The 25,010-nt window shown below is 71.6% G+C and carries 27 protein-coding genes; 14 read left to right on the top strand and 13 right to left on the bottom strand.

Going from position 1 to position 25,010, the window contains the following annotated elements:
• Window positions 1-42: 42 nt before the first annotated feature.
• Entirely contained in the window at window positions 43-933 is an 891-nt protein-coding gene (locus ACYVIH_RS16830; RefSeq protein ID WP_460870649.1) for a universal stress protein, read from the bottom strand.
• A 114-nt stretch (window positions 934-1,047) separates the two neighbouring features.
• Here ACYVIH_RS16830 and ACYVIH_RS16825 point away from each other — a divergent pair, with 114 nt between their 5' ends.
• The 4 genes from ACYVIH_RS16825 (at window position 1,048) to ACYVIH_RS16810 (ending at window position 4,663) form a co-directional block, all read left to right on the top strand.
• Window positions 1,048-1,689, top strand: coding sequence for a response regulator (locus ACYVIH_RS16825; protein WP_460870648.1), 642 nt, complete (start codon window positions 1,048-1,050; stop codon window positions 1,687-1,689).
• Between the two features lie 19 nt (window positions 1,690-1,708).
• Window positions 1,709-2,962 (top strand): APC family permease, encoded by a 1,254-nt coding sequence (locus tag ACYVIH_RS16820; protein WP_460870647.1) that lies wholly within the window; start codon window positions 1,709-1,711, stop codon window positions 2,960-2,962.
• 143 nt (window positions 2,963-3,105) lie between these two features.
• Window positions 3,106-3,708, top strand: coding sequence for a hypothetical protein (locus ACYVIH_RS16815; protein ID WP_460870646.1), 603 nt, complete (start codon window positions 3,106-3,108; stop codon window positions 3,706-3,708).
• A gap of 37 nt (window positions 3,709-3,745) precedes the next feature.
• Window positions 3,746-4,663 (top strand): universal stress protein, encoded by a 918-nt coding sequence (locus ACYVIH_RS16810; RefSeq protein ID WP_460870645.1) that lies wholly within the window; start codon window positions 3,746-3,748, stop codon window positions 4,661-4,663.
• A 3-nt stretch (window positions 4,664-4,666) separates the two neighbouring features.
• Here ACYVIH_RS16810 and ACYVIH_RS16805 read toward each other — a convergent pair whose 3' ends face one another.
• A complete protein-coding gene (locus ACYVIH_RS16805) occupies window positions 4,667-6,271 on the bottom strand; it encodes a sensor histidine kinase (RefSeq protein WP_460870644.1) in 1,605 nt (534 codons plus the stop codon).
• Window positions 6,272-6,287: 16 nt separating this feature from the next.
• Complete coding sequence (locus ACYVIH_RS16800; RefSeq protein ID WP_460870643.1) at window positions 6,288-6,728, bottom strand: pyridoxamine 5'-phosphate oxidase family protein; 441 nt, start codon at window positions 6,726-6,728, stop codon at window positions 6,288-6,290.
• A gap of 226 nt (window positions 6,729-6,954) precedes the next feature.
• Here ACYVIH_RS16800 and ACYVIH_RS16795 point away from each other — a divergent pair, with 226 nt between their 5' ends.
• Window positions 6,955-7,392, top strand: coding sequence for a universal stress protein (locus ACYVIH_RS16795; RefSeq protein WP_460870642.1), 438 nt, complete (start codon window positions 6,955-6,957; stop codon window positions 7,390-7,392).
• A 6-nt stretch (window positions 7,393-7,398) separates the two neighbouring features.
• Window positions 7,399-8,841: a DUF6544 family protein gene (locus ACYVIH_RS16790; protein ID WP_460870641.1), complete on the top strand. Its 1,443-nt coding sequence runs from the start codon at window positions 7,399-7,401 to the stop codon at window positions 8,839-8,841.
• 42 nt (window positions 8,842-8,883) lie between these two features.
• Here the strand turns inward: ACYVIH_RS16790 and ACYVIH_RS16785 are convergent, their stop codons facing one another.
• Window positions 8,884-9,843, bottom strand: coding sequence for an LLM class F420-dependent oxidoreductase (locus ACYVIH_RS16785; RefSeq protein ID WP_460870640.1), 960 nt, complete (start codon window positions 9,841-9,843; stop codon window positions 8,884-8,886).
• A 94-nt stretch (window positions 9,844-9,937) separates the two neighbouring features.
• Here ACYVIH_RS16785 and ACYVIH_RS16780 point away from each other — a divergent pair, with 94 nt between their 5' ends.
• Window positions 9,938-10,318: a DUF5655 domain-containing protein gene (locus ACYVIH_RS16780; RefSeq protein ID WP_460870639.1), complete on the top strand. Its 381-nt coding sequence runs from the start codon at window positions 9,938-9,940 to the stop codon at window positions 10,316-10,318.
• Here the strand turns inward: ACYVIH_RS16780 and ACYVIH_RS16775 are convergent.
• Window positions 10,300-10,890 (bottom strand): TetR/AcrR family transcriptional regulator, encoded by a 591-nt coding sequence (locus ACYVIH_RS16775; RefSeq protein WP_460870638.1) that lies wholly within the window; start codon window positions 10,888-10,890, stop codon window positions 10,300-10,302. The genes ACYVIH_RS16780 and ACYVIH_RS16775 overlap by 19 nt on opposite strands.
• A 73-nt stretch (window positions 10,891-10,963) precedes the next feature.
• Between ACYVIH_RS16775 and ACYVIH_RS16770 the strand changes: the two genes are divergently transcribed.
• The 5 genes from ACYVIH_RS16770 to ACYVIH_RS16750 all read left to right on the top strand — a co-directional run bounded on the left by ACYVIH_RS16770 (window position 10,964) and on the right by ACYVIH_RS16750 (window position 15,269).
• Complete coding sequence (locus ACYVIH_RS16770; RefSeq protein ID WP_460870637.1) at window positions 10,964-12,514, top strand: flavin-containing monooxygenase; 1,551 nt, start codon at window positions 10,964-10,966, stop codon at window positions 12,512-12,514.
• Entirely contained in the window at window positions 12,511-13,356 is an 846-nt protein-coding gene (locus tag ACYVIH_RS16765; RefSeq protein ID WP_460870636.1) for an SDR family NAD(P)-dependent oxidoreductase, read from the top strand. The genes ACYVIH_RS16770 and ACYVIH_RS16765 overlap by 4 nt, the downstream gene beginning before the upstream one ends.
• Window positions 13,357-13,417: 61 nt before the next feature.
• Window positions 13,418-14,410, top strand: coding sequence for a YihY/virulence factor BrkB family protein (locus ACYVIH_RS16760; protein WP_460870635.1), 993 nt, complete (start codon window positions 13,418-13,420; stop codon window positions 14,408-14,410).
• Between the two features lie 36 nt (window positions 14,411-14,446).
• The gene (locus ACYVIH_RS16755) at window positions 14,447-14,740 is read left to right on the top strand and encodes an acylphosphatase (RefSeq protein WP_460870634.1); all 294 of its coding nucleotides are present in this window, start codon (window positions 14,447-14,449) and stop codon (window positions 14,738-14,740) included.
• A gap of 4 nt (window positions 14,741-14,744) precedes the next feature.
• Window positions 14,745-15,269, top strand: coding sequence for a 2'-5' RNA ligase family protein (locus ACYVIH_RS16750; protein ID WP_460870633.1), 525 nt, complete (start codon window positions 14,745-14,747; stop codon window positions 15,267-15,269).
• A 7-nt stretch (window positions 15,270-15,276) separates the two neighbouring features.
• Here ACYVIH_RS16750 and ACYVIH_RS16745 read toward each other — a convergent pair whose 3' ends face one another.
• The gene (locus ACYVIH_RS16745) at window positions 15,277-16,593 is read right to left on the bottom strand and encodes a threonine/serine exporter family protein (RefSeq protein WP_460870632.1); all 1,317 of its coding nucleotides are present in this window, start codon (window positions 16,591-16,593) and stop codon (window positions 15,277-15,279) included.
• 121 nt (window positions 16,594-16,714) lie between these two features.
• Between ACYVIH_RS16745 and ACYVIH_RS16740 the strand changes: the two genes are divergently transcribed.
• Complete coding sequence (locus ACYVIH_RS16740) at window positions 16,715-18,118, top strand: M1 family metallopeptidase (protein ID WP_460870631.1); 1,404 nt, start codon at window positions 16,715-16,717, stop codon at window positions 18,116-18,118.
• Here the strand turns inward: ACYVIH_RS16740 and ACYVIH_RS16735 are convergent.
• From ACYVIH_RS16735 to ACYVIH_RS16720, 4 genes are all read right to left on the bottom strand, one after another.
• A complete protein-coding gene (locus ACYVIH_RS16735; RefSeq protein WP_460870630.1) occupies window positions 18,112-18,771 on the bottom strand; it encodes a nucleoside/nucleotide kinase family protein in 660 nt (219 codons plus the stop codon). The two genes, ACYVIH_RS16740 and ACYVIH_RS16735, sit on opposite strands and share 7 nt — an antisense overlap.
• Before the next feature lie 8 nt (window positions 18,772-18,779).
• Window positions 18,780-19,871 carry a sensor histidine kinase gene (locus tag ACYVIH_RS16730; protein WP_460870629.1) on the bottom strand — a complete coding sequence of 364 codons (1,092 nt, stop codon included), beginning with the start codon at window positions 19,869-19,871 and terminating at the stop codon, window positions 18,780-18,782.
• A gap of 85 nt (window positions 19,872-19,956) precedes the next feature.
• Window positions 19,957-21,456: a SulP family inorganic anion transporter gene (locus ACYVIH_RS16725; protein ID WP_460870628.1), complete on the bottom strand. Its 1,500-nt coding sequence runs from the start codon at window positions 21,454-21,456 to the stop codon at window positions 19,957-19,959.
• A 338-nt stretch (window positions 21,457-21,794) separates the two neighbouring features.
• On the bottom strand, window positions 21,795-22,880 hold the full coding sequence (locus ACYVIH_RS16720) for a hypothetical protein (RefSeq protein ID WP_460870627.1): 1,086 nt from the start codon (window positions 22,878-22,880) through the stop codon (window positions 21,795-21,797).
• Window positions 22,881-23,010: 130 nt separating this feature from the next.
• Here ACYVIH_RS16720 and ACYVIH_RS16715 point away from each other — a divergent pair, with 130 nt between their 5' ends.
• Entirely contained in the window at window positions 23,011-23,667 is a 657-nt protein-coding gene (locus ACYVIH_RS16715; RefSeq protein WP_460870625.1) for an SDR family oxidoreductase, read from the top strand.
• Window positions 23,668-23,699: 32 nt separating this feature from the next.
• On the opposite strand, the gene ACYVIH_RS16710 is transcribed toward ACYVIH_RS16715, so the two are convergent.
• The 3 genes from ACYVIH_RS16710 to ACYVIH_RS16700 form a co-directional block, all read right to left on the bottom strand.
• Window positions 23,700-24,362 (bottom strand): hypothetical protein, encoded by a 663-nt coding sequence (locus ACYVIH_RS16710; protein ID WP_460870624.1) that lies wholly within the window; start codon window positions 24,360-24,362, stop codon window positions 23,700-23,702.
• Window positions 24,363-24,515: 153 nt separating this feature from the next.
• Window positions 24,516-24,641 carry a hypothetical protein gene (locus tag ACYVIH_RS16705; RefSeq protein ID WP_460870623.1) on the bottom strand — a complete coding sequence of 42 codons (126 nt, stop codon included), beginning with the start codon at window positions 24,639-24,641 and terminating at the stop codon, window positions 24,516-24,518.
• A 19-nt stretch (window positions 24,642-24,660) separates the two neighbouring features.
• Window positions 24,661-24,918: a hypothetical protein gene (locus ACYVIH_RS16700; protein ID WP_460870622.1), complete on the bottom strand. Its 258-nt coding sequence runs from the start codon at window positions 24,916-24,918 to the stop codon at window positions 24,661-24,663.
• Between the last annotated feature and the right edge of the window lie 92 nt (window positions 24,919-25,010).

Raw genomic sequence — 25,010 nt, 5'->3', positions numbered from 1 at the left:
CCGGTCCACAGGTGGACCGGGCCGACGTCCTGTGCGGCCGGTTCACGGCCTGACCACGGCCACCGGGCAGTACGCACGCTCGGTCACCCCGCGGCTGACCGACCCCAGCAGCGTGGTCGTCAGCAGCCGGCGGCCTCGGCTGCCCACCACGACGAGTGCGGCTCCACGCGAGGCCTCGACCAGCTGGCGCACCGGGTCCCCGCGCCGGTACGTCTCGGTGACCGTCACGTCGGGGTACTTCTCGCACAGGCCGGCGACGGTCTCGGCGACCAGCCGCTCCTCCTCCTCGCTCAGGTTGACCTTCTGCGCGTAGCTGCGCACGTCGAGCACCGAGGCGGCCTGCTCGCGCAGGTCCCAGGTGGCGTGCAGGAGGGTCAGCGGCGCGTCCCGCAACGACGCCATCTTGAACCCGAACTCGACGGCGGCGGTGGAGACCTCGGTCCCGTCCACGCCGACGACGACCGGGCGGGCGTCGTACATCTCCTGGGGCTCCTCGAACTGCCGCACCACCACGACCGGGCACTGCGCCTCGCGCGCGACCGACGCGCTGACGGAGCCGAGCAGCGCGCTGGCGACGGTGCCGCGGCCACGCGCGCCGACCACGACGACGTCGGCGGTCTCGGACGCCTCGACCAGGACCGCATCGGGGTGGCCCATCGTGACCACGCTCTCGACCCCGATCGTGGGGTCGGCCAGCCGCGCGTCGGCGACCGCCTCCCGGGCGATCGACCGCCCGACCGAGCGCAGTCCGCGCTCGTTGGCCACGACGTCCTCGAAGTCCTGCATCGCTCCCGGCAGTCCGCAGGCGTGTACGACGGTCAGCGGCCGGCCCACGAGTGCGGCGTGCCGCACTGCCCAGTCGAGCGCGGCAGCTGCGGGCTCGGACCCGTCGACACCGACGACGACCGAGCCGTGCACGACTGACCTGTCCATGCGTACAGGCTCACCAGTGCCGTGCACCCTCGACAGAGCACACGGACCGCCACGTTCGGGACCTTCGGCCCTGCCTGACGTGCATTCACGAGTCCGGCAGGGTAGAAAAGCACCATGGCAAACACCCCCATCCGCGTCTTCCTGCTCGACGACCACGAGGTCGTCCGCCGAGGCCTGCACGACCTCCTCGAGAGCGAGGGCGACATCGAGGTGGTGGGTGAGTCCGGTTCGGTCAAGGAGGCGATCGCCCGGATCCCGGCCCTCCGCCCCGACGTGGCCGTCCTCGACGGGCGGCTGCCCGACGGCAGCGGCATCGACGTGTGCCGCGAGGTGCGGTCGATCGACCCGAACATCAAGGCGCTGATCCTCACCAGCTACGACGACGACGAGGCGCTGTTCGCGGCGATCCTCGCCGGTGCGGCCGGCTACGTGCTCAAGCAGATCGCGGGCAACGACCTCATCGACGGCGTGCGGCGGGTGGCGGCGGGACAGTCGCTGCTCGACCCCACGCTGACCGCCCGGGTGCTCGAGCGGGTCCGCAAGGGCCCGGAGGTCAACGAGGAGCTGGCGACGCTGACCGAGCAGGAGCGCAAGATCCTGGGTCTGATCGCCGAGGGGCTCACGAACCGGCAGATCGGCGAGCGGTTGTTCCTCGCCGAGAAGACCGTGAAGAACTACGTCTCCAGCATCCTGGCCAAGCTCGGCCTCGAGCGGCGCACCCAGGCCGCCGTGCTGGCCGCCAAGCTGCTGCGCTGACCCCGCACCCCGGCTTGCGGTGAGCGGACAGCCCGCCCTCCGTCGCCGCCTCGGCAGCGGCGACGCCGTGCTCATCGGCCTCGGCTCGATGATCGGCGCGGGCGTGTTCGCGGCCTTCGCCCCTGCCGCCGAGGCGGCAGGCTCACTGCTGCTGGCCGGCCTGCTGGTCGCCGCCGGGGTCGCCTACGCCAACGCGACCTCCTCGGCCCAGCTCGCCGCGCAGTACCCCGCCTCGGGCGGGACCTACCTGTACGGCCGCGAGCGGCTCGGCCCATGGTGGGGCTTCCTCGCCGGCTGGGGGTTCGTGGTGGGCAAGACCGCGAGCCTGGCGGCGATGGCGCTCACGTTCGCCGCGTACGCCGCTCCCCCGACGCTGCAGAAGCCTGCCGCGCTCGCGGTCGTCGCGGGGATAGCCGCGGTGAACTACCGCGGGATCACCCGCACCGCCCAGCTGACCCGGATCCTCGTCGGCGTCGTGCTGGTCGCGCTGGCGACAGGCGTCACCGCCGCGCTCGCCGGCGGTGACCCGTCCCTCGGCCGCCTCGAGCTGCCGCCGACCGAGGTGGACCTCTACGGCGTGCTGCAGGCCGCAGCGCTGCTGTTCTTCGCCTTCGCCGGCTACGCCCGGATCGCCACCCTGGCCGAGGAGGTACGCGACCCGGCCCGGACCATCCCCCGGGCGATCACCGTGGCGCTGAGCATCACGGTCGTCGTCTACGCCGCGGTCGGGGTGACCGTCCTGGCGGTCCTGGGCGCCGACGGGACCGCGGACGCGTCCGCACCCCTCGCAGCGGCGGTCGCCACGACCGGCTCGGCCTGGGCCGGCATGGTGGTCCGGGTGGGCGCCGCGGTGGCCGCGTCGGGGGCGCTGCTCGCGCTGGTCGCCGGCGTCGGTCGGACCACGCTGGCCATGGCACGCACCGGGGACCTGCCCACCTGGCTGGCCGCGGTGCACCCGCGGTTCCGCGTGCCGCACCACGCCGAGGTGGCGGTGGCGGCCGCCGTCGGGGTCCTGGTGCTCACCGTCGACCTCCGCGGGGCGATCGGGTTCTCCGCGTTCGGCGTGCTGCTGTACTACCTGGTGGCCAACCTCGCCGCCTTCACCCAGGAGCCCGAGCACCGTCGCTACCCCCGGTGGCTCCAGGTCCTCGGCGCCGCAGGGTGCCTGGTGCTGGCGCTGGCCGTGCCGCTCGGCTCCCTCCTCGGCGGCCTCCTGGTCCTCGTCCTCGGGGCGGGCTACCGCCTCTGGCTCCTGCGTCGGCGGGCCGGATAGGTCGTTCGGGTGGCGGGACCTTGGGCCCGGTAGGTCATGCCCCTCGGCACTCTCCCGGCGCCCACGGGCGGCCTGATGCTGGTGAGCGTCAGGAACGAGAGTTCCGAAAACAAGAGCCACCTTCGCAACGAAAGGATCTCGAGATGGCCACCTTGCATCACCACCCAGTACCTGCGGTCGAAGACGTCGTCTACGAACCCGAGGTTGTGCGCTCCTCGGCGGCCCGCAAGGCGCTCGCCGTGCTTCGGCTCGGCTTCGGCTTCACCTTCTTGTGGGCGTTCTTCGACAAGCTCCTCGCGCTCGGCTTCCACACCGGCTACACGACCAACCCCGAGACCGGCGAGGAGACCCTCGACCGGTTCGGTGACGCCGCGTGGATCAACGGTGGAAGCCCGACCGAGGGCTTCTTGAAGTTCGGCACCGACGGCAAGTGGATGCACGACTTCTTCAGCAGCTTCGCCGGCGCCGCCTGGGCCGACTGGCTGTTCATGATCGGCCTCCTCGGCATCGGCGTCGCGCTCATGCTCGGCATCGGGATGCGGATCGCCGCCGTCTCCGGCGCCCTGCTGTACCTGCTGATGTACGCCGCCTCACTCCCGCTGGAGAACAACCCGATCATCGACGACCACCTCGCCGGTGCGATCACCGTCGTGGTCCTCGCGCTCACCCTCTCCGGGGACACCTGGGGTGCCGGCAAGGCATGGGCCCGCAGCCACCTGGTCCGGGAGTACCCCGTCCTCCGGTGACCGCCGACCACCACCTCCGAACACCGTCGAGGCACCGATGACGACGATCGACGAGTGGGAAGCAGCCCACAAGCCGATCGTCGTCGCGGTCGACGGGTCGGAGCGCAACCGCAGCGCCGTGGCCTGGGCAGCACGCGAGGCCGCGGCGCTCGGCTGCGGGCTCGACCTGGTCACCGCGCTCCACGACCACGTCGTTCCCCCGCCGCGTCCGGGCGCCACGAAGCCCCGCACCGGGGTGCCGGCGATGCTGGAGCGGGTCCGCGCCGACGTGCGGCAGCTGGTGCCCGAGCAGGCCGTGGAGACCCACGCGGTCACCGGCGCGCCGCTGGAGGTCCTGCTGGACCGTGGGGCCGGAGCCCGGCTGGTCGTGGTCGGCAAGCGCGGCCTGGGTGGGTTCGCCCGGCTGCTGGTCGGCTCGACGTCGATCGCGCTGGCCGGTCGCAGTCCCGTGCCGGTCGCGATCGTGCCGGACCGGTGGGACCAGTCCGCGCGCGAGGGCCGTCCGGTCGTGCTCGGCGTCGACCCGTTCAAGCCGGGCACCCACCCGGTCCACCTGGCCTTCCGTCGCGCGCGGCGTCTCGGCGTACCGCTGGTCGCCGTGCACGGCTGGGAGGCTCCGACCGTGTTCTCCTGGGACGCCGACGTCGTGACCGGGGCGGTCGCCGCCCACGAGCGTGACGGCGAGGTCCGCTTCGACGCACTGCTCGCCGCATGGCGCAGGCACTACCCCGAGGTCGTGGTCCGCCCGATGCGCGTGCACCGACACCCGGCGACGGCGATCCTCGAGGCCGCCGAGGAGGCACAGCTCGTCGTGCTCGGCCGCCACGCGACGGGTCTGTTCGGTGGCTTCGCGGTCGGGTCGGTGGCGCGCGCGGTGCTGCACTACGCCGAGTGCCCGGTCCTCGTCGTCCCCTCGGGCGAACCCGGCGACGGCGCGGCCGAGGCAGGGGGCTAGCGGTCAGCTCAGCGGGACCGTCCACTCCAGGACGGTGCCGTGCGGCTCCTCCGGCAGCAGCCGCAGCTTGCCGCCGTTGTCCGCGGCCCGCCTGCGCGCGTTGCGCAGGCCGCTCTCGTGGCGGTCCGAGGGCAGACCCTTGCCGTTGTCGGCGACCCGCAGCATCACCTCGTTGTCGCGGGCCTCCACCTCGACGACGGCGGCGTCGGCCTGTGCGTGCCTGGCGACGTTGGACAGCGCCTCGCGCAGCACCGCGAGGAGCTGCTCGGCGATGTGCTTGGGCACCGCGGTGTCGAGCGGACCCGAGGTGCGCACCATCGGGGTGAAGCCCAGCACCGGCACGTACTCCTTGGCCAGGCCACGCACGTCGGCGCGCAAGGAGAGCTCATGTCCGTGCTGCAGCTCGAAGATCGTGGACCGGATGTCACGGATCGTGACGTCGAGGTCGGCCACGGCGCTGTCGAGCCGCTCCTTGACCTCCTCGCTGAGCGCGATCCGCCGCGCGCCCTGCAGCTGCAGGCCGGTGGCGAACAGCCGCTGGATGACCAGGTCGTGCAGGTCGCGGGCGATCCGGTCGCGGTCGGAGACCAGCATCAGCTCCTGCCGGTCGGAGATCGCCTGCGCCCGGTCCAGTGCCAGCGACGCCTGGTCGGCGAACGAGGCGAGCAGCTCGGCCTCGTCGCTCTCCAGCGAACCCCGGCCCCCGTCGAGGACCACCAGCAGCACGCCGTCCGGGGCCAGGTGCGCCCGCAGCGGTACGAGCACGAGGGTGCGCTCGGCCCCCTGCGGGATGACCATCACCGTGGCCTCCTCCTCGGCCCCGGTCAGGTGCTCCTCGAGGGAGCGGACCAGCGGGGCGAGGTCCTCGCTGCGACGGCCGTCCCAGGCCGAGATCTCGTGGCCGGCGTCCCCCGCCCGTCGTACGACGGCCACCGCGGACGCCCCGGAGACCCGCCGCGCGCCGATCGCGATCTGCCGCAGGGCGTCGTCGAGCCGCACCGGCGGCTGCAGGGCGTCGTTGATCTGCGCGGTCGCCTCGAGCCACTGCCGCCGGCGCTCGCTCTGGGCGTAGTCACGGGCGTTCTCGATCACGAAGCCGGCCGCCGACGCCAGCGCCATCACCAGCTGCTCGTCCTGGTCGGTGAACTCCCCGCCGCCCTCCTTCTCGGTGAGGTAGAGGTTGCCGAACACGGTGCCGCGGATCCGCACCGGCACGCCGAGGAAGGAGTCCATCGGCGGGTGGTTCGGCGGGAACCCGTAGGACTGCGGGTGGTCCTTGAGGTGCTTGAGGCGGATCGGCTCGGGGTGCTCGATCAGCAGACCGAGGATGCCGTGCCCGCGCGGCAGGTGCCCGATCTTGTGGTGCTCCTCCTCGTCGACGCCGTGCGTGATGAAGTCCACCAGCCCGCCGCCGTGACCGATCACCCCCAGCGCGCCGTACCTGGCCTCGGTGATCTCGCACGCCGACGTCACGATCCGCTTGAGCACACTGTGCAGGTCGAGGTCGGAGGAGATCGCGACGACCGCGTGGAGCAGGGCTCGCGCGTTCGCGGGGAGCTCCAGGACGTCGCGTTCGAGCGTGTCGTTGATCTGGCCGTGGTCGGTCATGCCGACCAGCCTAGAGTCAGAGCGTCTGCTGCACAGGCATCATGGTGCTGCGGCTCCAGTCCGAGCCGATCCTCCGGCCGGTCAGGTCCCGCCAGACCAGGCGGATGTAGAGGTGCCGCCGTCCACCGGCCCACGGCGTCGGGTCGACGTGCGCGCGCAGGTCGTTGAGCTCGTCGGGGTCCTCGATCAGACCGGCCCGGCCGATCGCCACGACGCTCCAGCCCTGGTGCTTGTCGTAGTCGATGTGGTCGATCTCGAAGGCGAGGTCGGTGTTCCAGCCGTAGGTGCCCAGCTCGCTGTAGGGCGTGGTTCGAAACACGATCGCGTCGTCGTACATCGCGTAGTTGACCGGGACGATCCGCGGCCCCATCGGGGTGGACAGTGCTACGCGACCGAGCACGCCGCTGTGCAGCAGCTCGAGGCATTCCTCGACGGTGAGCTCCACGGGCTCGTTCATGGGGACCCTTCCTCATCGCTGCGGAGGCACTCGTGCTCCCGCCCCACCGACTCCATGATGCGGGCCGCGCGGGCCCTGGGCACGGGTCGAAGGTCCTGCGGGGTTCGTCCGTTACGCCCTGCTCCGCAGCGCCGGCCACTGCCACGCTTGCGAGTAGCGAAGCCACTCACGTTGAGCGCCGGGCATCGGGAACGGCGAGTGCGGTCGGCGGCGAGGAGACAGGGACATGACGACCAGGAGACGCATCGTCGTCGGGGGGGACACCACGCCCTCGGCCACCGCAGCCCTGCGGTGGGCCGTCGAGGAGGCCTCCCGTCACGCCGACTGCGCGGTCGTGGTCGTGCACGCCTTCGACGTCCAGGGTCGTGCCGACCTCGCCCTCGAGCGGGACCTGGACCGGGCCCGCCGTGACGCGAGGTACCGCACCCAGTCGTGGGTCGTGGAAGTCCTCGGAGACTCCCCGACCAACGTGCCCGTGATGGTGCAGACCCCCGACGCCTCCGTCGAGGAGGCGCTCGCGCAGGCCGGCGCGAACGCCCGCATGGTGGTCCTCGGCGTGCCCCAGAACGGCCGGCGGCACGGGCTCGCGGCGTACCTGTCGGAGCGGCTGACGTGCCCGGTGGTCACGGTGGGAGCCGGACGGACCCCGGCGCTCGCGAGCTGAGCGACCGTGTCCCTGTCCCGAGTCCGCAGCAGCCAGCCCGAGCTCGACCTGGTGCGAGCGTTCAGCCAGGGCCCGCGGGTGCTCCGCCGCAACTGGGCGGTCGCCACCCTGGTCGGCGAGACCGTGGGGTTCCTCCTCGTGGCCGTCGTCGCGGTGTTCGCCTTCGAGCTGTACCCGATGTTCACGATGAGCGTGATGGTCCTCGCCGGCGCCGTCGAGGGCCTGATCCTGGGCGCCGCCCAGGCGCAGGTGCTCGGCAGGGAGTTCTTCGGCTTCCACCGGCCCGCCTGGGTCGGCGCCACGTCGCTCGGTGCCGCCGCGGCCTGGTTCATCGGGATGCTGCCGAGCTCGTTCCACCCGCTGTGGAAGGGGTGGTCGCCGTGGGTCACCGTGCCGATCGGCGTGCTCCTCGCCGCCGGCCTGCTGGCCTCGATCGGCCTCGCGCAGTGGACCGTGCTGCGCCACCACGTCGCCCGTTCACGCACCTGGATGCCCGTCAACGCCGCCGCGTGGCTGCTCGGCCTCGGTGTCCTCGCGGCGATCACCACCCCGCTCTGGCGGGAAGGTCAGTCGGCGGTGACCGTCGTACTGGTCGCGGGGGTGGGCGGGCTGGCCATGGCGAGCGTGGTCGCGCTGGTCACCGGGGCGTGGCTCGCGCACCTCGTGCGGCCCCGGCGGCGCCGGCTGCGGCCGGTCCCGGTGGGCGTCCCGGCCGGCGAATGGCACGAGCTCGCCGAGTCGACCGACGGCTTCCGGGTGTTCGACGCGGCGCTCACCGAGGAGCTGCCCGATCCGGTGCGCCGCTGGCTGGTCCATGCGATCAGCCCCGGCACGTCGCTGCTCACCGGCGTCCACGTGGAGGCGCACGGCCACGTCCGGCTCGGCCGCGACTGGCGGGTGTTCGTCTCCCGTCAGCGGGCCCGGCTCGAGGACGGCTTCGTCTGGGCCGCCACCGCCCGGCTCGGTCCCGTGCCGATCACCGGGTTCGACCGCTACACCCACGGCACCGGACAGATGTGCTGGCGGGCCCTGCGACGGATCCGGGTGATGTCCCAGTCCGGCGACGAGGTCACCCGCAGCGCACGCGGTCGCCATGTCGCCGAGATCCTCGTGGCGGCCCCGGCCGCGGCGTTGGACCCGGGGGTCCGGTGGGAGCCGGTGGACTACCGGCACGCGATCGCCCACCTGTCCGTCGACGGGGTCGAGCACTCGGTGACCGTCGACGTCGACCCGGTCGGCCGGCTGCGCCAGGTCGAGATGGACCGGTGGGGCACGCCGCCGGGCCGGCCGTTCGGCAACTACCGGTTCGGTGCGGTGCTCGGCGAGGAGCGGCGCTACGACGGCTACCTGGTGCCGACCGAGATCGTCGCGGGCTGGCACTTCGGCACCGACCGCTGGGCCGAGGGAGTGTTCCTGCGTGCCCGGGTGATGCGCTGCTCGTTCCACTGACGCCCGGCGCACAGCGATCGTGGGGACGACACTCCGGCCGAGTCAGTCGGCTCCGCTGCGCAGCGCGGGGAGCACCTTCTCGCCGTAGGCCTTGATCATCTGCCGGTAGTTCGGCCCCATGTTGGCGACGTACACCTCGTCGTACCCGGCGTCGACGTACGGCGCGAACGTGTCGACGTGCCGCTCGAGGTCCGGGCCGCACACCACCGAGTCGGCGGTCATCTCCTTGGTGACCAGCTGGGAGGCCTGCTCGAAGTGCTGCGGGCTGGGCAGCACCTGGGCCAGCTCGCCCGGCAGCCCGGCGTTGGCCCACAGCCGGTGGGCGTGCTCGACGCCCTCCTCCTCGGTCTCGGCGTAGGCGACCTTGACGCCCGCCTGCGCCGGCTTGCCTCCCGACTTCTCCTTGAACAGCTTCAGCAGGTCCTCGTCGGGAGCGGTGTTGATGTAGCCGTCCCCGATCCGGCCGGCCAGCTCGGCGGCCTTCGGACCGAACCCGGAGACGTAGATCGGCGGGGGCTGCGCAGGGAGGGTGTAGATCCGTGCGGTGTCGACGGTGTAGAACTCCCCGCCGTGCGTCACGGTCTCCCCCGTGAACAGCTTGCGGATCACGTCGACGGCCTCCTCGAGCATCGCCAACCGTACGTCGGCGGTCGGCCACGCGTCCCCGAGGATGTGCTCGTTGAGCGCCTCACCCGAACCCACGCCGAGGGTGAACTTGCCGTCGAGCATCACCGCGCTGGTCGCCGCCGCCTGCGCGATGATCGCCGGATGCGTGCGCACGGTCGGGCAGGTCACCGCCGTGGTGACCGGGAGGTCGCAGACCTGGGAGATCGCGCCGATCACCGACCACACGAACGGGCTCTGGCCCTGCTCGTTGTTCCACGGGTGGTAGTGGTCGCTGATCCAGAGCGCGTCGAACCCGGCTTCCTCGGCCAGCCGGGCCTGCTCGACGAGCTCCTGCGGCGTGTACTCCTCGGCGGAGAGGAAGTATCCGAAGCGCATGTCTCCTCCTGGGTCGGCGTGGGCCTGCGGTGTGTCTCGGGTGTGCCCACAGCATCGCGCCGCATGCGGCATCAGCGCCAGGGATGATGGGGACGTGGTGGAGGTCGAGCCGGGCGGCGACGCGGTGGCGAAGTTCTTCGCCGACGTGCCGCTCGGACAGGACGTGTACGACGTGCTCGCCGGCGTCGTGGACGGAGCGGGACCCGCCACCGTCCGGGTGACCCGGAGCCAGGTCGGCTTCCGCCGACGCACCGGCTTCTGCTGGGTGTGGCTGCCCGGGAGGTACCTGCGCGTCCCCGCCGCGCAGGTGGTGGTGTCGATCGCCCTCGGCCGACGCGACGGCAGCACGCGGTGGAAGCAGGTGGTGCGGGTGACCGGGCGCCGGTGGATGCACCACCTGGAGGTCCACGACGTCGCGGAGCTCGACGACGAGGTGGCCGGCTGGGTCGCCGAGGCCTACGAGGGCGCGGTCTGAGCGAGCACGGCCGGCAGTGCGGCGGCCAGCAGCCTGAGCAGCTCCTCGCGGGAGATCTGCCGCTCCTGCACCCAGGTGATCACCGACTCCTCGACCATCGCGGCCCAGCCGTTGACCAGCAGCCGGGTGGCCGGCGAGTCGCTGAGCCCCAGCTCCCCCACGCTCTCGAAGATCCGTCCGGTCAACGCGTTGCGGGCGTCCTCGTAGATCTCGCGGAGGAACCGGTCTCCGCTCGCGGCGCCGCGCACCAGCGAGGTGAACGGCTCGAAGTTGGCCTCCACGTAGTCCACGTAGGCGGCGAGCCCGGCCGAGAGCCGGGTAAGCGCGTCGAGCTCGGGGTCGGGCGTGGTCACCGCGAGCATCTCGTCGGTGGCCCGGCGGACGACGGCCCGGTGGAACTCCTGCTTGTTGCGGAAGTAGTGGTAGAGCAGGCCCCGGGAGATCCCCGCCTCCTCGGCGAGCAGGTCGATCGACAGCTCGTCGAGGGACCTGGTCGTGAGCAGCTCGATGCCGAGGTCCAGCAGCTGCTCGCGGCGGGTGTCCGGGTTGAGCCGGACGCGGGGGTGGCTCATGTGCGCACTCTACTGAACTTCTTTCAACAACACTATTGACCCGTGTTCAATACCGTCGGTATGGTCACCGGTCATGGACACCACCACCGCCCGCGCCAGCGCCCGACGGGCCCTCCCGGCGCACACCAGGGTGCTCGTGATCGGCGCCGGCTTCGGCGGCCTCGGCCTGGCGATCAAGCTCGAGGAGCGCGGCATCGGCGACTTCCTCGTCGTCGAGCGTGGCTCGGACGTCGGCGGGACCTGGCGCGACAACACCTACCCCGGGGCGGCCTGCGACGTGCCCTCCCAGCTCTACTCGTTCTCCTTCGCCCCCAACCCCGACTGGTCGCGCTCCTTCTCCCCGCAGCCGGAGATCCAGGCCTACCTTCAGCGCGTCGCCGCGAAGTCGAGTGTGATGGACCGGTTCCGCTTCGACACGACCGTCGAGGAGGCCACCTGGGACGACGAAGCGCACCGGTGGCGCGTGCGCACCAGCGTCGGCACGGTGACCGCCGAGGTGCTGGTCTCGGCCGCCGGCGCGCTGTCGGACCCGAAGATGCCCGACATCGCCGGTATCGAGACGTTCCAGGGCGAGGTGTTCCACTCGGCGCGCTGGAACCACGACTACGACCTGACCGGCAAGCGCGTCGCCGTCATCGGCACCGGCGCCTCGGCGATCCAGATCGTGCCCGAGATCGCCAAGCAGGTGGCCCACCTCGACGTCTACCAGCGCACCGCGCCCTGGGTGATGCCGCGTCGCGACCGGGCCTACACGCCGCTGGAGCGGCTGGCCTTTCACAAGGTGCCCGGTGTGCAGCGGCTCTACCGCTCGGCGATCTACTGGGGACGCGAGACCTTCGTGCCCGCATTCACGATCAACCCGAAGATCGCCGCGCCGGCCAAGAAGGCTTCGTTGGCCAACATCAGCAGGGGGATCTCCGACCCGGAGCTCCGGGCGAAGGTCACCCCGACCTTCGAGATCGGCTGCAAGCGGATCCTGATCTCCAACGACTGGTACCCCGCGCTCGCCCGGGACAACGTCGACCTGGTCACCGAGGGGATCGACAAGGTCACCGGCAACGCGATCGTCACCCGGGACGGCGTCGAGCGGGAGATCGACGCGCTGGTCGTCGCCACCGGCTTCCACACCACCGACCTGCCGATCGCCGAGCACATCACCGGCCGCAACGGCGAGACGTTGGCCGCGCAGTGGGAGCGCGAGGGGATGTCGGCCTACAAGGGCGCGACCACGCACGGCTTCCCGAACCTGTTCTTCATCGTCGGCCCCAACACCGGGCTGGGCCACTCCAGCATGGTGTTCATGATCGAGTCGCAGATCGCCTACGTGCTCGACGCCCTGCGCACGATGGAGGCGCGCGGGATCACCGCCGCCGAGCCGAAGCCGCGGGCGCAGGAGCGGTGGAACCGCGACATCCAGCGGCGTATGAAGCGGACCGTCTGGAGCGCCGGTGGCTGCTCGAGCTGGTACCTCGACGCCCACGGCCGCAACGTCACCTTGTGGCCGCGGACCACGTTCAAGTTCCGTCAGCTGACGCGTAGGTTCGACGTCGAGCAGTACGACGTACGCCACGCCCCCGTGACCGCAGGCACGACCCCGACGCAGAAGGTAGGACAGGACGCATGAGGACTTTCGACGGCAAGGTCGCCGTGATCACCGGCGCAGGCTCGGGCATCGGCCGGGAGCTCGCGCTCAACCTGGCCGCCCGCGGGGCGGTGCTCGCGCTGTCGGACAAGGACGAGGTCGGGCTGCTGGAGACGGCGGAGCGCTGCACCGCACGGCATGCCCGTGAGGTCCACACGGAGAAGCTCGACGTCAGCGACCGCGCCGCGATGGCCGACTACGCCGCCTCGGTGGCCGCGGACCTCGGCCGGGTCAACGCGGTCTTCAACAACGCCGGCGTCGCGCTCCACGGGGACTTCGAGGAGATGTCCTACGAAGAGCTCGAGTGGATCATGAGCATCAACTTCTGGGGCGTGGTGCACGGCTCGAAGGAGTTCCTGCCGCACCTGATCGCCAGTGGCGACGGGCACCTGGTGAACATCTCCAGCCTGTTCGGCCTGATGGGGATGCCGGGGCAGACGGCGTACAACGCCTCGAAGTTCGCCGTCCGCGGGTTCAGCGAGGCGCTGCGCATGGAGCTGATGATCGCCAGGCACCCGGTGCAGGTCACCACCGTCCACCCCGGTGGGATCAAGACCGCGATCGCCCGCAACGCGCGCACCACCGCCAGCCACGACCCACAGACCGTGGCCGCCACGTTCGACCGGAAGCTGGCCAAGACGACCGCCGAGGACGCAGCGGCGACGATCGTCGACGGCGTGCTGAGGAACCGCCCGCGCGTGGTCGTCGGCAAGGACGCGAAGTTCCTCGACGCCTACGTGCGCCTGGTCGGTGCCGGCTACCAGAACACCGTGGCCAAGCTGTCGAAGCGGATCGGCCCCAAGCCACTGAGCTCCCCGAAGTGAGCCGGGGGACGCCCCTGTCACACCCCAGTTAGGTCGGCGGCGACCGGGGTACCGGTCGAGCATGGCGAAGCACGCGAGCACGCTCGAGCACGAGTACCCCGGCGCCACCGCCGAGGAGCCCAAGCAGATCCCGGCCAAGGGCTGGTTCCAGGTCACCAAGCGGGCCTGGGCCGAGGCCAAGCTGGACCAGGTCCCGCTGCTGGCGGCGGGGGTGGCCTTCTACACCTTCCTCTCGCTGTTCCCGGCGATGATCGCCGCCGTCACGCTCTACGGTCTCTGGGCCGACCCGCAGACGGTCACCCGGCAGACCGAGGCGGTCACCGAGGCGCTGCCCAAGGATGCCGCGAGCATCATCACCGACCAGATGAAGGCGATCGCCGAGCAGCCCGAGCAGTCGCTCGGCCTCGGCCTGATCATCGCGCTGGCGCTGGCGCTGTGGAGCGCCTCCGGCGGCGTGGGCAACATCATCACCGCGGTCAACGTCGCCTACGACGAGGAGGAGACCCGCGGCTTCGTCAAGCGCAAGCTGCTGGCCCTGGGACTGACCCTCGGCGCGATCCTGTTCGCCACGATCGCGATCGGCCTGATCGCCGTGGCACCCGCCGTGCTGGACGCCTTCATCCCCGACGGGCCGCTGCACTGGCTGCTGCAGGGCGTGCGCTGGGTCGGCCTGGTCCTCGCGGTGACGGTGGCGCTGGCGGTGCTCTACCGCTACGCCCCCGACCGTGACGCGCCCAAGCTCCGGTGGGTCTCGGTCGGCGCGACGGTCGCGACGGTGATCTGGCTGGTCGCCTCGGTCGGCTTCTCGGTGTACGTCGACAACTTCGGCAGCTACAGCAAGACGTACGGCGCTCTGGCCGGTGTCGCGGTCCTCATGCTGTGGCTGTGGATCACCGCCTACATCGTGCTCCTCGGCGCGGAGATCAACGCCGAGTCCGAGCAGCAGACCGTGAAGGACACCACCACCGGGCCGGCGGAGCCGATCGGGCAGCGCGGCGCGGTCAAGGCCGACAGCTACCCCGACGAGCAGCCCACGGAGAAGAAGCAGGGCTGACCCGTTCGCGCCGCCCGCCGCGGTTACCCTGACGAGATGGAGCACCCCGCGAACCCCGAGACGGTGGCCCGAGAGGTGGTCGTCCACGGCCACGTGCAAGGGGTCTTCTTCCGGGACTCGTGCCGGCGGGAGGCCGAGCGTGAGGGCGTGGCCGGCTGGGTCCGCAACCAGCCGGACGGTTCGGTGGCCGCCCGCTTCGAGGGGGCGGGGGCTGCGGTGGAACGACTGGTCGCCTGGTGCCGGCAGGGGCCGCCGCGGGCCCGGGTGGACCGGGTGGAGGTCCACGAGACCGCACCGTCGGCGGCCCGGTCCTTCGACGTGCTGGGGTGAGGTCGTGGCGCTGGCGGTGTGCCTGCTCTTCGATTCCCGGAGCGACCTGACGATCCGCCGCCTCTGGCTGCGACTGGAGGACGTCGGCGTCCCCACGTTGCTCAGCCACACGCACGGCCTGCACGTGCCGCACCTGTCCTACGCGGTGCTGCGCGGCTTCGACCTGCCGGCGGTGCGCGAGGCGCTCGAGCGGCTCCCCGACAGCGGGCCGATCACGCTGCACTTCGACGCGATCGGGATGTTCCGGCGCAGCCGGACCTGGCTGGTCCCGGCGGTCACCTCCGACATCGCACGCCGCCAGGAACGAGTGGTCGAGGCGGTCGAGTCGACCGGTGCGGACCTGCACCAGCACTACCGCCCGGGCGTCTGGGTCCCCCACTGCACGCTGGGCCCGCGGACCACGCTGGAGCGGCTGCCGGTCATCGCCGCGTCGGTCTTCGAGGTGCTGCCGGTCGTGGCCACGGCGGACCGGGCCGCGCTGATCGACACCAGCACCGGCGAGCAGCACGCTCTGGCCGTGCTGCCGTGACGCGGCCTCAGCTGCCCTGGCGCTTCACCGCGCGGGCGCGCAGCGGCCCGACCAGCCGGGGGCCGGCGAGCCGGTCCTCGAGGCGACGTGCCTCGCGCTTGAGCGGCTGGGCGATGTACTCGCCGAGGATGACCCCCGAGGCGAGTGCGATCGCGATGCCCGCTGCCGTGACCAGCGCGACGATCCCGTAGCTGTCTCCCACCGACATCAGCGACAGCGCCCGGTAGATCGACAGACCGGGCAGCAGCGGCACGATCGCCGGGACCACCACGACGAGCGGCGGGACCCGCACCCGGCCGGCGACGGAGTAGCTGACCACGCCGATCAGGATCGCCGCGGACGCCGCCGACCAGGCCGGGCCGGCGTCCTGGACGTAGAGCAGGTACCAGACCGCCTCTCCCCCGGCGGCGATCACCGCGATCGGCAGCAGCGAGCGGAACGGCGCGTAGGAGGCGAACGCGAACGCAGCAGCACACAGCCCGGCCCCGAAGGTCACCACCGGCAGCGCCTGCCAGCCGGCGGCGCCGGGTTGCAGCGAGGTGAGGTCGACGTCGAGCATCGCGCCGACGGTCAGTCCCCCGCTCACCCCGGCGATGATGCCCGCGGTGGCCAGGAGCGCCTCGATCACACGCGCGCCGGCGGTGATGTAGAAGCCGGTCAGCGCGTCCTGGATCGCACCCATGAAGCCGATCCCCGCGAGCAGCATGATGATGCTCGCGGTGACCACCATCGACGGGTCGACCTCGAGCTCGGTCGCCGCGGTCCCCACTGCGAGCAGCGTCGCGAGCAGGCCGCCGGCGACCTGCTGGTAGAAGGTCGGCAGCCGACGCTTCGACATCTGCTTCTTCAGCTGGTCGATGCCCACCGCGGCAAGGAACGCGATGCCCACGACGATCAGGTCGCCACCGAGCAGCAGCGCCACCCCGGCGCCGGTCAGCCCCCACCCGATCGTCACCGCCCACCGGGGAAGCATGTGCCCGGAGGAGACGATCTGGGCCAGCCGTTGGCGCGCCTCGTCCCGGTCGATCTCACCGGTCAGCACGTCGTTGATGATGAAGTTGACCTCGGTCAGGTCGTGGTAGTCGATGTCGCGGTGCCGCACGTTGCGCACCTGCATCAGCGCCGGCTCGTCGAAGCTGGTCTGGTAGCTCATCGACAACGCGGTGAACGTGACGTCGACGTCGGCGTTGCGCAGCCCGAGCCCATGCGCGACCGAGAGCATCGTGGCCGTGACGTCGGCGGCACCGGCACCCGAAGCCAGCAGCACCTCGCCGATGCGCAGGCACAGGTCGAGGGTCTTGTAGATCTCTCTGGTCTCCGGCACGCGCCCTATCTTGGCGGCTGGGGTGCCGCGACTCCACCTGGCGCCGGGCGGCAGGTCGTGGGGTTGCTCACGTGTGCCGAGACGTCAGCGCCGGGGCCGCAGGGCGGCTACCCTGGCCCGGATGCGTACTTCTCTCGGGTCCCTGGTCCTCAGCCTGCTCACGGTGACCGGCCTTGCCCTGTCCCCGATGCCGGTCCAGGCCCGTGAGGCGAGCGGCGCGACCGCCGGGGCGACCACCTCGCGCGACTCCGTGATCCCCGATCGCGGCAACGGCGGCTACGACGTCGAGCACTACGACATCGACCTGCGCTGGCGTGCCGCCTCCCGCAGCATCGGGGCGCGGACCGCCGTACGCGCTCGGGCCACCCAGGAGCTGTCGGCGTTCAACCTCGAGCTCGAGGGCCTGAGCGTGCGCTCGGTCCGCGTCGACGGCACCAGGGCGACGTGGTCGCGCGACGGGTTCGAGCTGGCCGTCACGCCTGCGGCGCCGATCGGCAGGGGCAAGCGGTTCACCACCGTGATCCGCTACCAGGGGAAGCCGACGCCGTACCGGCACCGCCAGCTCGGTCCGACCGGCTGGATCGGGACGAAGGACGGAGCGACGGCGCTCTCGGAGCCGTTCGGCTCGGAGACGTGGTACCCGGTGAACAACACGATCCGCGACAAGGCCACCTACGCGATCTCCGTCGACGTGCCCAACCGGCTCAAGGCGGTGTCGAACGGCCGGCTCGCCCGCCGCGAGGTCGGCAGGCACCGCACCGTGTGGCACTGGCGCGAGGACCGGCCGATGGCGCCGTACCTCACCACCGTGTCCATCGGGCGCTACCGGATGTACCGCGAGCGGACGCCGAGCGGCATCCCGCTGCTCACCTTCATCGACGCCGGTCTCCAGCAGCAGCCGCGCGCCCGACGCGAGCTCGGCCAGATCGTCGACCTCATGCAGCGCACCTTCGGCAGGTACCCGTTCGCCAGCTCGGGGATGATCGTCGACCGGCTCAACATCGGGTACGCCCTGGAGACCCAGGGCCGGCCGGTGCTGCCGGACAGCGCACCGGGCTACCTGATGGCGCACGAGATCGCGCACCAGTGGTTCGGCAACTCGGTGACCCCGCGGGACTGGGGTGACATCTGGCTCAACGAGGGCTTCGCCACCTACGCCGAGTGGCTCTACGACGCCTGGCGCTACGACAAGCCACGGACACCGCACAGCCAGTTCCGGTTCCTCTACGACATCTACGGACCCAAGGCGCGCTTCTGGAAGATCCCTCCGGGCGACCCCGGCTCGGTGACGCAGCTGTTCTCCGACCCGGTGTACGACCGCGGGGCGATGACGCTGCAAGCCCTGCGGGAGCGGGTCGGCGACCGCGCTTTCTTCGCCATCGCACGGCGCTGGGCCTCACGCAATGCCTACGGAAGCGTGACGACCCGACAGTTCATCGCGCTGTCCGAGCGGGTCTCCGGCAAGCAGCTCGACGGTCTGTTCCGGCGCTGGCTCTACGTGCCGCGCAAGCCCGCAGGCTACTGACCCCGCCCCGGGGTGTTCGTCCCGCGCCACTCGGTGAGGTCGAGCACCCGGTCGGCCCGGCCGGCCGACGCCTCGACCAGACGCGCGTTCGGCTCGTCCACCCGGGCGACCCACGCCCGCGCCTGCTCGGCATCCTTGCCGAACGCCCGGTGCCTGGCCTCCAGCCGCGCCAGCCGCACCGGCTCGTCCACCCGGACGTGCCACACCTCGTCGATCCGCGTGCGCACCTCGCGCCACTCGGGCCGGTCGAAGAGCAGGTAGTTGCCCTCGGTCACCACGACCTCCGCAGTCGGCGGCACCGCGATCGCGCCGGCGAGGGGCTGCTCGAGGTCACGGTCGAACCCCGGCGCGTAGACCACGTGGTCGGGGCGTTCGACCAGCCGGGCCAGGAGGGCGGCGTAGCCGAGCGCGTCGAAGGTCTCGGGCGCCCCCTTGCGGTCCAGCAGACCCTGACGGACGAGCTCCACGTCGGCGAGGTGGAAGCCGTCCATCGGGACGTACGCACCGCGGTCGCCGAGCAGGTCGACGAGGAACCGCGCGAGCGTGGACTTCCCCGCTCCGGGCGCGCCGGTCACACCGACGACGGTCCGACCCGCGCCCGGGCCGGGCAGCAGGTCGAGGAGCTCTCTCCCCGATGCGGAGACCCGGATCACCGCGGCGTTCAGGCCGGGAGCTCGAACCAGACGACGGTGCCGCCGTCCTCGGCGCTGTCCATGCCGACGCGCCCGCCGTGCGCCTCCACGACACGCTTGGCGGTGGCGAGGCCGAGTCCAGCACCTTCGACCCGCTTGTCGGCCCGGGCGAACAACACGAACATCGCCGCGTGACGCTCCTCGGCCACGCCGATCCCGTTGTCGCGGACGCTGACGCGCCATCGCTCACCGTGCCGTTGGGCGACCACCTCCACCCGCGGCGGCTCGTCGGGCCGGGCAAACTTCAGCGCGTTCGCGAGCAGGTTGTGCGCGACGGCGTACATCTGCCTCGGGTCCGCGGGAAGGACCGGCAGCTCGCCGATCCGGATCTCCCCCCGCGCGGCCGTGATCGCCGGGGCCAGGTCGTCGACCACCCGGTCCCAGACCCGACCGAGATCGGTGACGGCGAGCTGAGGGGTGCCGCCCTCCCTGGCGTAGGACAGCATCGCCTCGATCATCGCGTTCATCCGGCGCGCGGCACGGCCGATGCCGTCGACCATCCACTCGATGTCGGTGTCGCCGGCGAGGTCGGGCTCGGAGGCGAGCATCTCGACGTTGGCGAGGATCGCGGTCAACGGTGTGCGCAGATCATGGCTGACCTGGCCGGCGAACAGGGTCAGGTGGTCCTGAGCGTCGACGAGCTCTTCGCGGAGCAGCTCGATCTCCGTGCGCGCCCGGTCCAGCTCCCGGGTGCGCCGGTCCAGCTCGAGGACGTCGACGGCGCGCGCGGCAAGGGTCGTCAGAGCATCGCGTTCGACGCTGGTGAGCTCGCGGGGCCGGTCGTCGTACACACTGAGCCGGCCGACCGTCTCGCCGTCGAGGCCGGCGAGCCCGACGCCGGCCTCGAACCGGACGTCGCCGGACTCGGCCAGGTCCAGTCCGGTCGCCGCGGCCCGCAGCTCTCCCTCGGGGGTGTCCAGGTGCAGCGTCACGTGCGGGACCCGGCACACGAGGGCGGCGAGCTCCACGATGCCTTGCAGCTCGGGGCCCGACGGCACGCCGAGCACGGGACGCATGCCGGTCTGCTCACCGGCTGCCCACTCGAGATCCTCGGCCGTCATCTGCTCACCCCCTGCGTCGCATACGGACACAAGTGTCACAGAGGTCACCGAGCCGGGACAGCGAAACGGTGAGAACGGCTGGACGCTACTCGACGACCGAGTCGTCCCCGAGCACCCGCGCGAGGATCCGTCCGATGTGCTCCTTGGCGTCGACCACGTGCACCTCGACCCCGCCGGAGCGGACCTCCTGCAGCAGGTCGCGGAGCATGAGGGCACCGGTCAGGTCGACCCGGCCGAGCCGGTCGAGGTGTACGACGAGACGGCCCAGCTCCTCGTGCTCGGCCAGCAGCTGGTTGACCTCGCGCTCGACGCTGGGCGCCGAACCGAAGTAGAGCACCCCGGTCGGCCAGACGTGCAGCGTGTCCCCGTCCAGCCGGGACGGAACACCGACCTTGAGCTCGCGCCACAGGTGTACGGCGAGAGCGGTGCCGACCCCGAGCAGCACGCCCCGCTCGACCCGCGGCGCAAGGACGAGGGTGCCCACCGCGGTGACGATCCCGACGGCGAACTGCGGCCGTGACCACCGCCAGTACAGGCGCGGCGCCTTGAGGTCCACCAACGAGGTGACCGCGGCGATCACCAGGCCGGACAGCACGGAGGTCGGCAGGGGCGCGAGGACCGAGGCGAAGGGCAGGATCGCCGCCACCGACAGTCCCGTGATCGCCCCGCTCCAGCGGGTGCGGGCGCCGCCGAGCCGGTTCAGGGCGGTGCGGGAGAACGACCCGCCGACCGGGTAGCCGCCGGCCGCGCCGGAGGCGAGGTTGGCCAGTCCCTGCCCGATGAACTCGCGGTTGGAGTTCCAGAAGGTCCGGTCCTCCGCGGCGTACTTGCGGGCGATCGCGGCGGGCTCGGCGAAGCCGACGACCGCGATCACCACCGCCGGCACCAGGAGGTGCGGGACGTCGGCCCACGGAAGGTCCGTGGAGAACGCCAGCTCGATCTCGATCTCGCCGACGGTCCGGCCGTCGTAGTCGGTCACCCAGCTCCACGCGATCGCGGCGCCGACGGCGAGGAGGGCTGCGGGGAACAGCGGGGAGACCCGACGGCCGAGCAGCATCACCGCGATCGCGCCCCCGCCGAGGAGGACGTCGGCCAGGCGCCACTGGCCGGGGTCGGCGAGGGCGCCCACCGCGCTTAGGAAGGGGTTGCCGCCCTCGCCCTCGACCCCGAGCAGACCGGGGATCTGTGAGGAGGCGATCAGGATCGCGGCCGCGGACGTGAAGCTCACCACCACCGGCTGGGACATCAGGTAGGCGATCGGCCCGGCGCCGACCAGTCCGATGCCCAGCCGGATCAGCCCGACGAGGATCGCCAGGAGCCCGGCGAGCAGGGCGAACCGAGCGGTGAACGGGTCCCCCAGCGAGGTCAGCGCGCCGTAGGTGAGCAGGCTGGTGACGGCCACCGGACCGGTCTGGAGGTACGGCGAGGAGCCGACCAGCGCTCCGGCGATCGGGGCCGCGACAGCGGCGTACAACCCGTGAACGGGGTCGACTCCGGCGATCTCGGCATAGGCCAACGCCTGAGGGACCAGGACCAGAGCGACGCTGATCCCGGCGATCATGTCACCGCGGGTGGGCTTCACCACGGTCGAAACTTATCAGGCTCCGAACGGGTATATCAGTCTCGTTTTACGGTGAGGTCAGTGCCCAGCTGCCGGCGCCGGGGGCGGCTGTTGTACGGCGGGCACGCAGCACCGGACACGGAGACCGGAGACCGGGGCACGGGGCACGGGCACGGCGGAACGGGGCACGGGCACGGGCACGGCGGAACGGGGCACGGGGTGGCGGGGTGGCGGGGTACGGGGTACCAGGTGCCGGCGTACCCGGTGCCAGGTACGGCGAGGGCCGTCCTCCCTGGGGAGAGCGGCCCTCGCTCGGTGTCGTGCGCCTCGGCCTCGCCGGCAGTCCGGCCGACCGGGGTCGGTCAGGAGCTGATGACCGGAGTGCCGGCGAGCGGCGTGTCGTCGTCGACCGCGTCGTCAGCCTCGTCGGCCTCGTCGGCCTCGTCGGCCTCGTCGGCGTCCTCGGCCTCGTCGGCGTCGTCGGCCTCCAGCGACTCCTTGATCTGCGAGAGCGAACGCTGGGTGGCGCGCAGCTCGGCTCGCGGGGTACGGGCGTTGAAGGTGAGCAGCTTCGCGACGACCTCGTCGAGCGAGCCCTCGTCGACGACCGGCGTCTCGGCGTCCTCGGTGTCGTCCGCGTCCTCGGCCGGCTCGTCGGCGACGTCATCGTCCGCGGGGTCCTCGTCGGTCTCCTGCGACCCGTCGGTGGAGCCGTCCTCGGCCGTCACGGTCGCGACGGGCTCCTCGGCGACGGGCTGGTCGGCGACCGGCTCGTCCACCGCGCCGAGCTCGGCGCGCAGCTTCTCGGCGAGCCGCAGCTGGTTGAGGATCACGTTGTAGACCTCGGGCCGGAGCGAACGAAGGTCCGCAGCGACCGCGCGCAGGTCGTCTCCGGCCGCGATCGCAGCCTTGAGGTCGGCGAGCTCCGACAGGTCGGCGCTGATGTTGCTCGAGATGACCGAGGCCTGCTGGGCCGCTGGCAGCCGGGTCACCTTCTTGGAGGCGACGAGGCGCTTGAGGAAGCGCTCCTTCTTCACCGCGTCCTTGGTGAGGCGGCGCTGCAGCTGGGCCAGCCGGCGGTCCGCCTTGCCCTTGAGCTTGGCGGCCTTCTTGCTGGTCGCCTTGTCCTTGCCCTTGACCTTCGGGGCGTCCTTGGCGGCGACCGAGGTCTTGCCGGAGGTCTTCGCCTTCGCCGGCTTCTCGGTGGCCTTGGCTGCCTTCTCGGCCAGCTTCTCGGCCTGCTCCGCGAGCTTGTCCGCCTTTTCGGCGACCTTCTCAGCCGCCTTCTCCGCCTTCTCCGCCTTCTCGGCCACCTTGTCCGGCTTGCCGGCCTGGACCACGGGACCCGACCGGTCCTTGGGCGCTGCGGCGGCGACAGGCGCGGTCACCCCGAGGGCAACGGCGGCCGTCACGACAGCCGCGAGTACGTTGCGCGACGCTGGGTTCATCAGTGGCCTCCCAGACACTGAAGGGTCCACCCCTCCCAGAGCGGACATGTTCGGTTATCCCGACCATTATGTCTGATTTGAGAAGTTGCGCAGGCGAACGTACCGAAAACCTCCCTCTAGGATCAGCCGCATGGAGCCCAAGGTGGTCGTGGTCGTCGGAGTCGGTCCTGGCGTGGGTGCGGCGGTGGCCCGCCGGTTCGGCACCGACGGGTACGACGTCGCCCTGATCGCGCGTTCCGCGACGCACCTCGAGGAGCTGGGCACCGAGCTGCAGGAGGCCGGCGTGACTGCCGGCTGGACCGCCGTGGACATCGCGGACTCGGATGCTCTGGCCGCCGCGGTCACCCGGTTCGGTGGCCACCTGGGGCGGATCGATGTCGTGCACTTCAACCCGAGCGTGTTCCGCGAGGCCGACCCCTTGCAGCTGTCGCCCGACCAGCTGCTCGAGGACGTCCGCGTCGGCGCGGCCGGTCTGCTGACCGTCGTACAGGCGGCGCGACCCTTCATGCGCGCCGGTTCCCGGGTGCTCGCCACCGGCAGCATGGCCGCCGACCACCCGTCGCCGGGAGCGTGCTCACTCGGCGTCCAGAAGGCGGCGCTGCGCAACCTGGTGCTCAGCCTGGACCGGGCCCTCTCCCCCGACGGGATCCGGGCGGCGACGCTGACGGTGCACGGGGTGCTGGCCGCGGACACCCCCTTCTCCCCCGCCCGCGTTGCCGACGCGGTGCACGCGCTGGCGACGACCCCGGACGCGCAGTGGCGGGCCGAGGTCGGCTACGACGGCTGAGTCGCAGCGCCGACCGCGACCGGGCCGGAGGCTCAGCGCTTCTGCTGGTCCACGATCAGGCTGCCACCGGAGGGCTGGTACGGGTTGATGCCGTGGTCGATGGCGTACTGCTGGAGGTAGCCGTCACGACCGAGCACCCGGACACGTTCGGCGATCTTGGCCGCCTCGGCCCGCTCGACGGCGATCTGCGCCTGCGCGGCAGCCTCCCGCGCAGCGGCCTCCGCCTCGGCGGCCCGGGCCTTGGCGACCGCGGCCTGCTGCTTGACCAGCTCGTCCTTGATCGACTGCGGCGGCTCGGGCTTCTGGAAGGTGATTGCGAAGTTCTGGAAGAACTCGGTGTCCCCGTCGGTCTGCCGGTTGACCAGGTCAGGCAGCTGGGTCAGCACGTCGCGCTCCCACTGCGCCTTCTTGTTCGGATCGGTGTAGAGCTCGGCGTAGGTGTACTTCTGCCCGGCGCGGTCGGTGGCGGTGTCGAGGGGCCGGAAGATGTAGACGTTGAGCATCTGCCGCCAGCCGTTGGAGCGGCCGCCGTCGGGCGTCATGTAGGCGTTGTAGCGATTGCCGATCAGCTCGTGGAACCGCTGGAGCGCGCCGCCGGCGTACCTGTTGCCGCCGATCTCGATCGGCTCGCAGGAGGTGTTGAGCAGGAAGTTGGTGACGCCCTCGACGGTCATCTCGATGCCGTCCTTGGTCACGAACGTGATCGGCGCGGAGTCGCCGCCGTCGGCGTCGAAGACGAAGTTGGTCTGCGAGGCGGGGTAGGCGAAGTGCAGGTCGCCGGGGCCGTCGAACTCGCGGTTGGACGGGGCGATGCAGTCGCTGAACTTCTTCGAGGAGAACGCTCCACCCTAGTAGTGCAGGGCGACCTGGTCGGGCCCGGTCGAGATCGAGGACGGGCGGGCGACGAGCAGCACGAGCAGGCCGACGGCCGCGACCGCACCCACGCCGGCCAGGGCCTTGTTCACCTTCTTCACCGGGGGTCTTCCTTGTTGGTCAGGAGCCGAGCTCGCGGTTGCGGCGCTCGTGCTCGCGGATCTTGTCGATCATGATCACCGAGAGCGCCGAGTCGAGCTCGCGGTGGTCCCACGCAGTGTCCTTGAGGTCGTCGACGAGTGCGCGCAGCCCGATCAGCTCCTCGCGCTCGCGTCGACTCAGGGCACGGCTCTGCGACCCGTTCGCGAGCACGAAGACCATGACGCCGAGGAACCCGATCAACACCAGGACGCCGAACAGCGTGATCGTCGTCCCCATGGCATGCCCCCTCGGCGCGGTCTGACCCCTGATCCACCGGGGCGTGTGGCCGAGATGAGCGTGGCGTAGAACGAGAGAGCCCTTCTGAGCAG

The sequence above is a fragment of the Nocardioides pakistanensis genome (assembly GCF_054781215.1).
This window is presented reverse-complemented; position numbering and strand designations above follow the sequence as displayed.

Excerpts from the sequence above, each read along its gene's own strand:
- ACYVIH_RS16830 (WP_460870649.1), bottom strand. The coding sequence starts at position 933 with ATGGACAGGTCAGTCGTGCACGGCTCGGTCGTCGTCGGTGTCGACGGG.
- ACYVIH_RS16825 (WP_460870648.1), top strand. The coding sequence starts at position 1,048 with ATGGCAAACACCCCCATCCGCGTCTTCCTGCTCGACGACCACGAGGTC.
- ACYVIH_RS16815 (WP_460870646.1), top strand. The coding sequence starts at position 3,106 with ATGGCCACCTTGCATCACCACCCAGTACCTGCGGTCGAAGACGTCGTC.
- ACYVIH_RS16810 (WP_460870645.1), top strand. The coding sequence starts at position 3,746 with ATGACGACGATCGACGAGTGGGAAGCAGCCCACAAGCCGATCGTCGTC.
- ACYVIH_RS16805 (WP_460870644.1), bottom strand. The coding sequence starts at position 6,271 with ATGACCGACCACGGCCAGATCAACGACACGCTCGAACGCGACGTCCTG.
- ACYVIH_RS16800 (WP_460870643.1), bottom strand. The coding sequence starts at position 6,728 with ATGAACGAGCCCGTGGAGCTCACCGTCGAGGAATGCCTCGAGCTGCTG.
- ACYVIH_RS16795 (WP_460870642.1), top strand. The coding sequence starts at position 6,955 with ATGACGACCAGGAGACGCATCGTCGTCGGGGGGGACACCACGCCCTCG.
- ACYVIH_RS16785 (WP_460870640.1), bottom strand. The coding sequence starts at position 9,843 with ATGCGCTTCGGATACTTCCTCTCCGCCGAGGAGTACACGCCGCAGGAG.
- ACYVIH_RS16775 (WP_460870638.1), bottom strand. The coding sequence starts at position 10,890 with ATGAGCCACCCCCGCGTCCGGCTCAACCCGGACACCCGCCGCGAGCAG.
- ACYVIH_RS16770 (WP_460870637.1), top strand. The coding sequence starts at position 10,964 with ATGGACACCACCACCGCCCGCGCCAGCGCCCGACGGGCCCTCCCGGCG.
- ACYVIH_RS16765 (WP_460870636.1), top strand. The coding sequence starts at position 12,511 with ATGAGGACTTTCGACGGCAAGGTCGCCGTGATCACCGGCGCAGGCTCG.
- ACYVIH_RS16760 (WP_460870635.1), top strand. The coding sequence starts at position 13,418 with ATGGCGAAGCACGCGAGCACGCTCGAGCACGAGTACCCCGGCGCCACC.
- ACYVIH_RS16755 (WP_460870634.1), top strand. The coding sequence starts at position 14,447 with ATGGAGCACCCCGCGAACCCCGAGACGGTGGCCCGAGAGGTGGTCGTC.
- ACYVIH_RS16740 (WP_460870631.1), top strand. The coding sequence starts at position 16,715 with ATGCGTACTTCTCTCGGGTCCCTGGTCCTCAGCCTGCTCACGGTGACC.
- ACYVIH_RS16730 (WP_460870629.1), bottom strand. The coding sequence starts at position 19,871 with ATGACGGCCGAGGATCTCGAGTGGGCAGCCGGTGAGCAGACCGGCATG.
- ACYVIH_RS16720 (WP_460870627.1), bottom strand. The coding sequence starts at position 22,880 with ATGAACCCAGCGTCGCGCAACGTACTCGCGGCTGTCGTGACGGCCGCC.
- ACYVIH_RS16715 (WP_460870625.1), top strand. The coding sequence starts at position 23,011 with ATGGAGCCCAAGGTGGTCGTGGTCGTCGGAGTCGGTCCTGGCGTGGGT.
- ACYVIH_RS16700 (WP_460870622.1), bottom strand. The coding sequence starts at position 24,918 with ATGGGGACGACGATCACGCTGTTCGGCGTCCTGGTGTTGATCGGGTTC.